Annotated in this window: 12 protein-coding genes, 1 rRNA gene and 1 pseudogene; 1 reads left to right on the top strand and 13 read right to left on the bottom strand. The window is 41.0% G+C overall.

Going from position 1 to position 11,346, the window contains the following annotated elements; genetic code table 11:
• The 12 genes and pseudogenes from AC1TPB_RS21810 to cysK form a co-directional block, all read right to left on the bottom strand.
• Positions 1-108: ribosomal RNA gene (locus AC1TPB_RS21810) — 16S ribosomal RNA — on the bottom strand; the annotation flags it as partial.
• Between the two features lie 493 nt (positions 109-601).
• On the bottom strand, positions 602-2,119 hold the full coding sequence (lysS, locus tag AC1TPB_RS21805; RefSeq protein ID WP_482078427.1) for a lysine--tRNA ligase: 1,518 nt from the start codon (positions 2,117-2,119) through the stop codon (positions 602-604).
• A gap of 69 nt (positions 2,120-2,188) precedes the next feature.
• On the bottom strand, positions 2,189-2,665 hold the full coding sequence (greA, locus tag AC1TPB_RS21800) for a transcription elongation factor GreA (protein WP_482078426.1): 477 nt from the start codon (positions 2,663-2,665) through the stop codon (positions 2,189-2,191).
• Positions 2,666-3,043: 378 nt separating this feature from the next.
• Positions 3,044-3,489 (bottom strand): annotated as a pseudogene (locus AC1TPB_RS21795) (tRNA-dihydrouridine synthase).
• Positions 3,490-3,497: 8 nt separating this feature from the next.
• Positions 3,498-3,710 carry a helix-turn-helix domain-containing protein gene (locus AC1TPB_RS21790; RefSeq protein ID WP_482064635.1) on the bottom strand — a complete coding sequence of 71 codons (213 nt, stop codon included), beginning with the start codon at positions 3,708-3,710 and terminating at the stop codon, positions 3,498-3,500.
• On the bottom strand, positions 3,692-4,204 hold the full coding sequence (gene folK, locus AC1TPB_RS21785) for a 2-amino-4-hydroxy-6-hydroxymethyldihydropteridine diphosphokinase (protein ID WP_482078425.1): 513 nt from the start codon (positions 4,202-4,204) through the stop codon (positions 3,692-3,694). The genes AC1TPB_RS21790 and folK overlap by 19 nt, the downstream gene beginning before the upstream one ends.
• The gene (gene folB, locus AC1TPB_RS21780) at positions 4,197-4,568 is read right to left on the bottom strand and encodes a dihydroneopterin aldolase (protein ID WP_482078424.1); all 372 of its coding nucleotides are present in this window, start codon (positions 4,566-4,568) and stop codon (positions 4,197-4,199) included. The genes folK and folB overlap by 8 nt, the downstream gene beginning before the upstream one ends.
• A gap of 5 nt (positions 4,569-4,573) precedes the next feature.
• Entirely contained in the window at positions 4,574-5,434 is an 861-nt protein-coding gene (gene folP, locus AC1TPB_RS21775; protein WP_482078423.1) for a dihydropteroate synthase, read from the bottom strand.
• A gap of 13 nt (positions 5,435-5,447) precedes the next feature.
• Positions 5,448-6,332: an aminodeoxychorismate lyase gene (gene pabC, locus AC1TPB_RS21770; protein ID WP_482078422.1), complete on the bottom strand. Its 885-nt coding sequence runs from the start codon at positions 6,330-6,332 to the stop codon at positions 5,448-5,450.
• A 28-nt stretch (positions 6,333-6,360) separates the two neighbouring features.
• On the bottom strand, positions 6,361-6,936 hold the full coding sequence (gene pabA / locus AC1TPB_RS21765; protein ID WP_482078421.1) for an aminodeoxychorismate/anthranilate synthase component II: 576 nt from the start codon (positions 6,934-6,936) through the stop codon (positions 6,361-6,363).
• 415 nt (positions 6,937-7,351) lie between these two features.
• Positions 7,352-8,920, bottom strand: a complete 1,569-nt coding sequence (locus AC1TPB_RS21760) for an anthranilate synthase component I family protein (protein WP_482078420.1) — start codon at positions 8,918-8,920, stop codon at positions 7,352-7,354.
• A gap of 192 nt (positions 8,921-9,112) precedes the next feature.
• A complete protein-coding gene (cysK, locus tag AC1TPB_RS21755; RefSeq protein WP_482064628.1) occupies positions 9,113-10,051 on the bottom strand; it encodes a cysteine synthase A in 939 nt (312 codons plus the stop codon).
• Positions 10,052-10,206: 155 nt separating this feature from the next.
• Here cysK and AC1TPB_RS21750 point away from each other — a divergent pair, with 155 nt between their 5' ends.
• Positions 10,207-10,350, top strand: a complete 144-nt coding sequence (locus AC1TPB_RS21750; protein ID WP_482078419.1) for a hypothetical protein — start codon at positions 10,207-10,209, stop codon at positions 10,348-10,350.
• Positions 10,351-10,390: 40 nt separating this feature from the next.
• On the opposite strand, the gene AC1TPB_RS21745 is transcribed toward AC1TPB_RS21750, so the two are convergent.
• Complete coding sequence (locus tag AC1TPB_RS21745) at positions 10,391-11,341, bottom strand: peptidylprolyl isomerase (protein WP_482078418.1); 951 nt, start codon at positions 11,339-11,341, stop codon at positions 10,391-10,393.
• Between the last annotated feature and the right edge of the window lie 5 nt (positions 11,342-11,346).

The following is an 11,346-nucleotide window of genomic DNA, read 5'->3' as shown; positions in this document are numbered from 1 at the left end:
CCGCCGCTGAGTTTGAAAGAAGCAAGCTTCTTTCAAACTCCGCTCGACTTGCATGTATTAGGCACGCCGCCAGCGTTCGTCCTGAGCCAGGATCAAACTCTCCATTAAGGTGTTTGACTTGCTCAATTTGTTTCGCTTGTTATTAACAACTTCACGGGGTGAAATTGTTAATGGCAGTTCTTACTCGTTGTTCAGTTTTCAAAGATCAAAGAAGTTTTTCGATGAGCTTGTGCTCGGAAATTCTTCAAGGAAGGTATGCGATGAACTTGCGTTCATGTTATCTTCGTGTTAGAAATTCAAGTGAGTTTCTCGTTACATTGTGTAAGTTTGAAGCTCGTCTTGTTTTCTTCGTGTGTCTCGCAATCTTCTGCGGCGACAAGAAATAATATACCATAGCGGCCTAATGGAATGCAAGTCTTTTCTTAAGTTATTTTCATTTCTTTTTACAATACCTTATTTAGCACTAGATGTGCTGATGCTTATCGTTCTTATAACTATATATAGATAAAGCTTTACATCTTCGAAATTAATAAGATGTAAAGCTTCTATAAAAAGAGGTTGTTCAGAAAGTAGATTTGTTGAACCTGCACTTAAAATATAACTATTCTTGTGTTTTTTGTTCTCTCATATGAGGGAATAGCAGTACATCACGAATAGAAGGTGCATCTGTTAACAACATAACTAGACGATCGATACCGATACCTAGCCCACCCGTAGGAGGCATTCCGTATTCAAGTGCGCGGATGAAATCATCATCCATTTCATGCGCTTCGTCATTACCTTGCTCTTTCTCAGTCATTTGAGCTTCAAAACGCTCGCGTTGATCGATCGGATCATTAAGCTCTGTAAATGCATTGGCATGTTCACGTGCGACAACAAATAGCTCAAAGCGATCTGTGAAGCGCGGATCCTCAACATTTTTCTTAGCTAATGGTGAAATAGCTACTGGGTGCCCCGTTACAAATGTAGGTTGAATTAATGTTTCCTCACAGAACTGTTCAAAGAACTCATTGAGAATATGACCGAATGTCATATGAACTTCAACAGCAACTTTATGTTCTTTCGCTAATGCGTGTGCTTCTTCATCAGTCATATGCACACTGAAGTCAACACCTGTTACTTCCTTAACGATATCAACCATTGTTACACGACGCCACTGTGGCGTTAGATCAATCTCAACACCTTGGTACATGATTTTCGTTGTTCCAAGAACTTCTTGCGCGATATGTGCAATCATATTTTCCGTCAAAGCCATAATATCTTTGTAGTCCGCATACGCTTCGTACAATTCAATCATTGTAAATTCAGGATTATGACGAGTAGACATACCTTCATTACGATATACGCGTCCAATCTCATATACTTTCTCTAAACCACCAACGATTAAACGTTTCAAATGTAATTCGATTGCAATACGCATATATAACTGCATATCCAATGCATTGTGATGTGTAATAAACGGACGTGCCGCTGCACCACCAGCAATGGAATGCAATGTAGGTGTTTCAACTTCTAGGTAACCTAGAGAATCTAAATAGCGACGCATAGATTGAATGATTTTTGAACGTGCAATAAAAGTTTGTTGGACATCAGGACTCATAATCAAGTCAACATAACGTTGGCGATAGCGAAGTTCAACATCTTTCAAACCGTGATGTTTATCAGGTAGTGGAAGTAACGATTTAGTCAGCACTTCAATTTCAAGCACTTTAATAGAAACTTCTCCTGTATTTGTTTTAAATACTGTACCTCTAACACCTACGATATCACCGATATCAAGCATGTCAAAAGCAGCGAATTTAATCTCATCTACTGTATCTTTACGTACGTAAACTTGAATACGACCTGTTAGATCTTGAAGATGAGCAAAACTTGCTTTACCCATTCCACGTTTTTGCATAATACGACCTGCGATACTTACTGGAATTCCCATTACCTCTAGTTCTGGCTTGTCCACTTCAGCATAAGTATCTAAAATTTCTTTCGCATTGTGCGTGCGTTCGAATTTGCTGCCAAATGGATCTACTCCAAGCTCCCTTAGTGAATCTAATTTGTCGCGACGAATTTGTAGCAATTCACTTAACTCTTGGACATTATTTTCTGTTTCCAATGTATTCATCTCCTCGAATCTAGCGGTAAACGTTCAAAAAGCTTCCTAAGGGAAGCTTTCTAATGAACTAAGTATACCTTATTTTTTAATATCTACAATTTTATATTGAATATTGCCGGCTGGAACGTTCACTTCAACGACTGTTCCTTTATCTTTACCAAGCATTGCTTTACCGAGTGGGCTTTCATTAGAAATCTTATTCTCGAATGGATCAGCCTCCGCCGTTCCTACAATCGAGTATTCCGTTTGATCGCCGAACTCCAGATCCTCTACCACAACGATACAACCAACGCTTACGACATCTATACCAATCTCGTCGTTATTAATAATTCTTGCATTACGCAACATCTTCTCTAAAGTAATAATTCTACCTTCAATAAAAGCCTGTTCGTTTTTTGCATCTTCATACTCGGAGTTTTCACTAATGTCTCCATAACCAATAGCAACTTTAATTCGTTCAGCTACTTCACGTCGTTTGACAGACTTTAGAGTTTCTAACTCATCCTCGTATTTCTTCAATCCAGCTTGAGTCAGAATTGTTTCCTTATCATTCATCTTTCCATGTCTCCTATCATGTGACCTATTTTCATACGTAGATATGAATTCACTGATTATTTAATATATTGCAAATTAATTTGATGATGCTCGCCTTAATATATTTCTGTGTATTTTCAACATTCAAAACGTTGGATCGCCGTAACGAAAGTCAAACTAACGACTTGAATTCACTTCGTGATGTTAAGCGAGCTTTTGAATATCCTATGAACTAAGATTTATATTGCAAGATTATATGGCATAGATGAATGATATGTCAATCAGATGTATGAAATCATTTTATTTAGTAAACATTCCCCCGAAGAATCGTGTAGAAGTTTGTCGATTCATACGGTATTAACGAATATTTCATTCCATATCATTCATTTATAATCGTCGCTAAGTTTGTGTAGTCCACTCGACTTCATCCAATGATATAACGTATTCTTCTAATATTCCCACTAGACGATCGCGATTTGTTTCTTCCATAATTTTATCCTTCACACGAGCTGCTCCTGGCAAGCCCTTCATGTACCATGCCATATGATGCTTACGCATTTCACGTACAGCTACAGACTCATTACGTAACGCGATCAGGCGGTCCATATGCAGAACTGCAACTTCAAGCTTTTCACGCGGCGATGGATCGCTTATTAATTCTCCCGTAGTTAACTACTGAATCGTACGGTATAACATCCATGGATCGCCTTATCATTTACCATCTCAGCACATACAAGTCCTGCACCAAACTCTTTGGCAATAAGACGAAAGGCTGGATTACACACGCCTGCCATCGGCGCCAGCACTACTTGATTTTTCATCTCGATGTCTCCGATTTTCAGCATGTAGATCCTTACCCCTCTCGAATTGTAATCAGTTCTTCATAACTAATATCTAATGTATTGGCTATCAACTTCAGTAACTTGGGATCATTCCGTCTAGTACCACGTTCTAGTGAACCTAGAACTGCAACGGATACTCCCAGTTCTTCAGCAAGCTCGATTTGTGTGAAACCTTTTAATTTACGAAATGCCCTGACTCTCTGAGCTAGTTGATCGTTGTCCATAGTGTAATGCCTTCCTTTCTCAATCGCAGCGCTTCTTCGGCAATACCCTTCACTTCGTTGTATAGAAGATGCACCTTAGATAACACGTCATGGAGTGGAACTAGCACAAATGCCCGCTCCATCATTCTAGGATGTGGCAACACTAATAATTCTGACTCCAATGAAACATTATCATATAATAACAAATCCAAATCAATAGTGCGAGGACCCCATTGTACTTCTCTTACTCTGCCTAACTGTTGTTCAATGGCCAATTGCTCTAATAATAATGCCGGTGCAGCTAATGTCGTACGCACTTCAATAACCATATTAAGAAAAGACGGTTGCTCCGTATATCCTACAGGATCAGTCTCATATATGTTTGATACTTTAGTTATTTCGATTGCGTCGTGTCGATCAAGCGTATCGATGGCTTGGCGTAACCAATGCTCTCGATCACCCACATTTGAACCCATGGCAATATATGCCGTCATAGCTGTTACTGAATTAGTCATGAGAAGCTCGCTTTCTATTCATTTCAATTGTTACACCATCAAACTCCACTTTAAATGGCGGATGTGGCTTCGTAACACGTACAGTAACTTCATGCACATTAGTATAATGCTCTAACACTTGGGAAGCAACTTGTGACGTTAATACTTCAATTAATTTGAATGGCGGACCTTCTACAATCTCTTGTACAAAGCCGTGTAGCTCGGAATAGTCAAGCGCATGCTGTAATTCATCGGTAAGAGCAGCTTGTTGCATATCCATTATTAGTTCAAGATCAACTATGAATTGTTGACCTAGACGATTTTCCTCTGCAAACACACCATGATAACCATAGAAACGCATACCTTTTAATTGCATTTTATCCATTACTGTTACTCCTTGTATTGTGGTATTCGATATAATAGTGCATCTGTCATCAGCGCCGCCTTCTTCATTGCACGGACATCATGCACGCGCACAATTTGACAGCCTTGCGTAATTCCAAGCACATTAGAAGCAATCGTGCCTTCTGCAATTTCATCTACGGTCATAGCCAATGCTTCACGAATAAACTTTTTGCGTGAGGTTCCTAAGAGTACAGGATATCCTAACGCATTTAATTGAGCTAATCTCGCGTGAATTTCTAAATTTTGCTCATACGTTTTGGCAAACCCGATTCCTGGATCTAACCAGATCTGATCATGTGCAACGCCTGCATCAATGGCAATATGTACACTTTCCAGTAAATCGGCAATCACTTCCTCAATGCCATATTCCTCATTGGCATCAGTACGATTGTGATTCAGTATTACAGGGCAACGATATTCCGCTGCCACATAAGCCATATCAGGATCATATTTCAAGCACCAAATATCATTAATAATATGTGCTCCCGCTGCTAATGCTGCCTTTGCTGTTTCTGCCTTATACGTATCAATCGATAGTGGAACTAGCGGATACTTTTGGCGTATCGCCTCAATGACAGGTATCACTCTGGCTATCTCATCGGCTATCGTCACCGGAACAAAACCAGGCCTTGTCGATTCTCCACCAATATCGATCATGTCTACACCATCGGCAACAAGCTGATCTACATGCTGAAGTGCTCGCTCCACAGAAGTATACTTACCACCATCCGAGAAAGAATCTGGCGTTATATTCAATATTCCCATCACTAGCGTCCGCTGTCCTAATTGCAAAGGAACATGTCCACTTAGTAAATAATTTCTTGTCCAAAATACCGGTTGTACCATGATGTCTTCACCTTCAATCTTTTCGTTGTATCGTAGCGCGATAAGCTGCTGCAAGCTGTTGACAGTAATGACCCGCTACTCCTTCGCTGATCTGCTTCATATGACCTGCTGCATCCAGTAAGGAAGTAATCGGGATAAGCTCTTGAATGGAATTGGTCATCCAAATTTCTGTAGCTTCCCATAGCTCTGCAAATGTATACAATCCTTCTTCAACTGTAAATCCTTGCTGCTTTGCCAATTGCATTACGAACTCCCGCGTAATACCTGGCAAAATCCCTGTATCCAGATGGGGCGTGTAGATCTTCTCATCTTTGACGAAAAACAAATTACTAACAATACCTTCTGCAATATAACCTTTATTCGTTAACATCAAACCTTCTGCACCAGCAACCGTCACTTCACCTAACGCTAGCAACTCACGTTTAGCGATAATATTATTCATGTAATGTAGTGATTTGAAGCGATATGGACCCTCTGGCGTATTACGTACCGTCTGCAATAACTGTAATGCTTTCCCCTTATGCCACTGTTCAAACGTCGGATCTCCGATTGGTTTCACCATCACAACAACGGTTGGTTCATTATAATCTTGCGTAGGCAATCCAAGTTCACCTGTACCAGCGCTAACCGTTACTCTTACATAGCCATCTTCTAATGCATTAGCTTCTAATAGCGATTGTACGATACGCTGCAATTGTCCTAAAGTTATTGATAACTTAATACCAAGGTATTGGCTAGCAGTCTCAAGACGCTCCACATGCCGCTCTAGCAGGAAAATTTGCCCACCATAGGTACGAAAAGTCTCAAACAAACCTAGACCGTATAAATAGCCATGGTCATACACTGAGACCATAGCTTCTTTCGCATTCGTCATTTGTCCATTTATATATATTTTCATTATCTAATCTCCATAAGTGACCGAGTAACTATTTCGCTACGCTTAGCTTCAAAAAATTGCTAAGCATACGTAAGCCATGCTCAGTGATGATCGATTCTGGATGGAACTGTAGTCCTTCAATCGGATACTCCTTATGACGTAGCCCCATAATTTCTCCCGCTTCCGTCTCCGCAGTAATCTCAAGACAATCAGGCAATGACTCTCGGCGTACAATCAAGGAATGATATCTTGTTGCCGTAAATGGCGATGGTAGTCCATCGAATAAAGATTTGCCATCATGAAGAATTTGCGAAGTTTTACCGTGCATCAATTGCTCCGCACGAACAACCTCACCGCCAAAAGCTTGACCGATCGATTGATGACCAAGGCATATTCCAATAATCGGGATAATCCCTTTAAAATGCTCAATAACCTCTAAGCTAATCCCCGCTTCATTCGGAGAACAAGGACCAGGAGAGATCATAATGTGATCAGGAGTTAACGCCTCGATGCCAGCCATATCAATCTCGTCATTACGTTTAACAACAATTTCCTGACCGAGCTCACCCAAATATTGCACCAAGTTGTAAGTAAATGAATCATAATTATCAATAACCAGAATCATAGTAATCCCTCCCACAATGTATAATGACAAACTAAAATCTATCAAGCACCAGCGAACTCATGGGCAACGCCCATATTCTCGGAAGAGTTACCATCAAGTGCTCCGCAGCATTGCCAAACTCCATCGAACACATAGGCAAAGCCTATATTCGAGGCAGAATAACTCTCAATTCCTTCGAAGCACTACCCGCAAGCTCTTAAGCTACAGCGCAATACTAGATGCTCTACTTCGTGAGCATTTTTCCGACGTCAGCACCGAGAAGATGACCTTCAGCGAAAACGAGTAGCACAGCGTACGTTTTGTGTACGTGAGCACATTCAATGTTTCTGAAAGAAACATACATCGGAAGCTTATGGTTGGCTTTCGATGGAGGGCATATTCGATGCCGAATCAACTACAGCGCGTTACCGCGTGATCACGACGGAAAGGTTTCGGCGTATTGGATTGCTTTCCAGAGAGCTTTCGCCTTACTCAACGACTCAACATATTCACGCTCAGGATCAGAGTCAATCACAATCCCTGCACCTGCTTGAATATGAACCTCATCTTGCTCAATAACCATGGTCCGAATAATAATATTGAACTCCATATCGCCATTATAATCAATCCAGCCCATTGAGCCTGTATACGGTCCGCGTGTCACTGGCTCAAGCTCTTCGATAATTTCCATTGTTCGGATTTTCGGAGCGCCTGTTATCGTCCCGCCTGGGAATGTTGCTGCAATAACGTCAAAGCAATCTTTGCCGCTTGCCAGCTCACCTTCAATCTGTGATACCAAATGCATAACATGCGAATAGCGTTCGATAACCATAAGTTCTTCTACCTTGACTGTACCATAAGCAGAAACTCTACCTAGATCATTTCTTTCAAGATCAACGAGCATAATATGCTCAGCCTTTTCCTTCTCATTGTTCATTAGCTCTTCGGCGAATAATGCTTCTTCTTCCTCTGTACGACCTCTGCGACGTGTTCCTGCAATCGGGCGCGTTGCTAATTTGCCACCATGTTGCTCCACTAGCAACTCTGGTGATGCAGATACAATTTGAAAATGAGGAGTTGTAATATAACCCATATATGGAGATGGATTGAACAACCTCAACCATTCATATAATTCTGCAGCGGTTGATTGCACCGCTCTACTTTGACGTTGTGACAAATTCACTTGAAACACATCGCCCTGTGCGATATAATCTTGAATTTTCTCTACTGCCTGGATAAATTCTTGCTTAGCAAATGGAGAATAGATTCCTGTAATACTCTCCACATCAATATGTAGACTTTGTTGCTCAATATGAGCAAGCCTCCGTTCACGCTCCGCTTCATCCTGTGCACGCTGCTGCTCGCCTTCAAACCACGTTAGCCAATAATCCGCCATTCCTTCTGCATGCCCTGCAGCTGCTTCATACGTGTGAAGCAGTTCCGCTTCACCCATTTCATCAGAAATAGGTCGATGTACAACACAGTAAACGCACCGTTCCTGATGGTCCAACACCCATACCTCATTCATCCGCATGAACAAGTAATCAGGAACTTCGATATCTCGCTTAGCTAGTCGAGGTAATTTTTCGATGCTACGAATAACGTCGTATCCCCAAAAGCCAACACATCCTCCGCTGAACTTTGGACCAGTTGCAACATATGGACTTTTGTATGGCTTCATCCACTCACGAACAACCTCTAATGGTTTTCCATGAATTTCTTCCCAATTTTGCGCCTGTTCATCAGTATTGTAATAAGAAATCGTACGAGCGATTTCATCTGTTCCATATATTAAACTTTCTGGCGAAATACCTAAGTACGTATAGCGACCTACTTTACCACTTTCTAATACAAATGCATGTGGGGAAGCATCTTGCCATACTCCACCCCAAGATGGTACATAGCTTTGCTGGGACCAATCTAACTCTACACGCTTTATATAAGGTAATATCGTATACTGCTTCTCTTTATGCCATTGTAACCATGTTTCCCCTGAGGTTAGCATGCTAACTTCCTCCGTTCTAACTACTTTCGCCTAGTATACAAAAACCTACTCGAAAAATAAAGCATTTTGGATGATCATTCGCTATTCTACATATGCCGTTGGAGTTGTATTTTCGTAATATACACAAAAAAGTAGAGGACTAGCCAAGCGTCATAACGCAAGGCAGCTCCTCTACTTACTTACTACTTACTATTAATTATCAAAGTTGAAAAGTGGAGTACTTAGGTAACGCTCACCATTACTTGGAATAATTGCTACTACACGTTTGCCAGTGCCAAGCTCTTTGGCAACTTGCAATGCAGCAGAAATTGCAGCACCAGAAGAAATTCCGCATAGAATACCTTCTTCTTTCGCAGCGCGACGAGCATGATCAAATGCATCCTCATTCTCAATTGTAATAATTTGATCGTAAATCTCACGATTCAAGATGTCTGGAATAAAGTTAGCACCAAGACCTTGAATTTTGTGAGGACCTGGACTACCACCAGAAAGGATTGGAGAGCCCGCAGGTTCAACGGCTACAATTTTGATTTTAGGGAATGCACCTTTAAGTGTTTCGCCTGCACCAGAAATTGTACCACCAGTACCGATACCAGCAACGAAGGCATCCAATTTACCGTCAAGAGAATTAATCGCTTCAATAATTTCAGGACCAGTTGTTTCGCGGTGAATTTTCACGTTTGCTTGGTTTTTGAATTGTTGCGGAATAAAGTACGTCGGGTTTTCAGCAGCAAGCTCTTCAGCTTTGCGAACTGCACCATTCATACCCTCAGAGCCAGGCGTTAGTACAAGACTTGCACCATACGCACGAAGTAGGTTACGACGCTCAATGCTCATTGTTTCTGGCATTACAAAAATAGCGTTATAGCCTTTTGCAGCTGCAACAAGTGCTAGACCAATACCAGTATTACCGCTTGTTGGTTCAACGATTGTATCTCCTGGTTTAATACGACCTTCTGCTTCTGCAACTTCAATCATGCTAATTGCAATACGATCCTTTACACTTGCGCCTGGGTTTTGATACTCAAGTTTCACATATATTTCTGCACTACCTTCAGGTACCAAACGATTCAAACGCACCAGTGGTGTATCTCCGATAAGATCAGTTACGCTCTGTACAATTCTTGCCATAACAATGAACCCTCCTTATTCCGACTAGATTAGTTGGCTTTGATTATTATATTATCAATGAAAACCTTATCTTGTCAATAGGTTTTATCAAATAATGGAAACATTTTCAAACTACCTCTTCGAATTAAAATCCGATTTTTGAACTACCGATTCCAATGAGGGTTCGAAAAGAGGGCTTTCAGAACCAAGAAGATGGAACGTTACTTGAGAAAGGCGGAAGCGCAAATGTACGTGTTTGGTACATGCGAACCGTACTTTCCAAGTTCGTTTCATATTCGATGTCGAATAACCTACGTTAGCCTAATCATCGTTATCAAAGTCCGCTTTTTGAACTACCCCTTATTTTTTAATTCCGCTTGCGTACTGATTCATTAACTGCTCTTGTACATCGATCAAAGATCCAACTTTTTGTAGAGCAACTTCTACCTTAGCTTTTTGTTGTCGCTGTTCTTTCGTTAGTCCTTCAGGTATGTTCCTTCCAGCTAAATACAATATCGCATAGCCGTCCGCTGTACGAATCGGACCAACGACATCACCTACTTGCATCTTCGAGGCTTCTTCCAGCACGCTTTGATCATAAAACGGATCATTGTATTCAATTTCACCTAAGTCTCCACCCATTTCAGCAGAGTAAATATCTATAGAGTATTGTGATGCCGTCGCGGCGAAATCAGCCCCTTGCGTAAGCTCATTAAGCACATAATTGGCCTCACTATCGTTTTCAGTAAGAATCCAGCTTAGACGAAACTGCTGTTTTTGTTGAAATTGCTCTGGATGACTTTCGATATAAGCAGTAATTTCTGCTTCGCTAACCTCAATATCAGAGATCGCGATTTTGACTAGTAATTCATGGTCTTGAATACCTTCTATTACTCTTTTCTGTGAAAGCCCTAATTGCTCCTTCATCATCTGAAAATATTGTTCTTTGCTTTCATATCCGCTAGAAGCTTCACTAATCGCTGCTTCTAGCTCACTATGAGTAAGCATAATCCCTTTTTCCTGTGCAGCGAGCTCAATCGTTACATGCAGCAGTAATTGCTGCAGTGCTTGATCTCCGTATAGTTCTATCAACTCATCAATAAGCTGCTGCTTTATTATATTTTTATCTGCTACCACGGCGACAATCTCATCGTCAATTCGATTTCTATCGTCTTCGATCATTGATCCTTCAAGTTCGGCTGATTTGCCCTGCAAGTTAGGCCATAGCTGCCAAATCGCAAAGCTAGCTAGAGCGAACATGCCTACCGCTTGAATAATAACTACAAGCTTCAATACATCATATTTTTTCATATTCT

The organism is Paenibacillus sp. Y951 (genome assembly GCF_056786395.1).
Note: the sequence above shows the minus strand (reverse complement) of the source record. Positions and strands in the feature narration are given on the sequence as shown.

What these genes read in the sequence shown, in the direction of transcription:
- AC1TPB_RS21750 (WP_482078419.1), top strand. Translation starts at nt 10,207, where the DNA reads ATGAGGGTTCGAAAAGAGGGCTTTCAGAACCAAGAAGATGGAACGTTA.
- AC1TPB_RS21790 (WP_482064635.1), bottom strand. Translation starts at nt 3,710, where the DNA reads ATGGACAACGATCAACTAGCTCAGAGAGTCAGGGCATTTCGTAAATTA.
- cysK (WP_482064628.1), bottom strand. Translation starts at nt 10,051, where the DNA reads ATGGCAAGAATTGTACAGAGCGTAACTGATCTTATCGGAGATACACCA.
- AC1TPB_RS21745 (WP_482078418.1), bottom strand. Translation starts at nt 11,341, where the DNA reads ATGAAAAAATATGATGTATTGAAGCTTGTAGTTATTATTCAAGCGGTA.
- folB (WP_482078424.1), bottom strand. Translation starts at nt 4,568, where the DNA reads ATGGATAAAATGCAATTAAAAGGTATGCGTTTCTATGGTTATCATGGT.
- folP (WP_482078423.1), bottom strand. Translation starts at nt 5,434, where the DNA reads ATGGTACAACCGGTATTTTGGACAAGAAATTATTTACTAAGTGGACAT.
- AC1TPB_RS21760 (WP_482078420.1), bottom strand. Translation starts at nt 8,920, where the DNA reads ATGCTAACCTCAGGGGAAACATGGTTACAATGGCATAAAGAGAAGCAG.
- greA (WP_482078426.1), bottom strand. Translation starts at nt 2,665, where the DNA reads ATGAATGATAAGGAAACAATTCTGACTCAAGCTGGATTGAAGAAATAC.
- folK (WP_482078425.1), bottom strand. Translation starts at nt 4,204, where the DNA reads ATGACTAATTCAGTAACAGCTATGACGGCATATATTGCCATGGGTTCA.
- pabC (WP_482078422.1), bottom strand. Translation starts at nt 6,332, where the DNA reads ATGAAAATATATATAAATGGACAAATGACGAATGCGAAAGAAGCTATG.
- pabA (WP_482078421.1), bottom strand. Translation starts at nt 6,936, where the DNA reads ATGATTCTGGTTATTGATAATTATGATTCATTTACTTACAACTTGGTG.
- lysS (WP_482078427.1), bottom strand. Translation starts at nt 2,119, where the DNA reads ATGAATACATTGGAAACAGAAAATAATGTCCAAGAGTTAAGTGAATTG.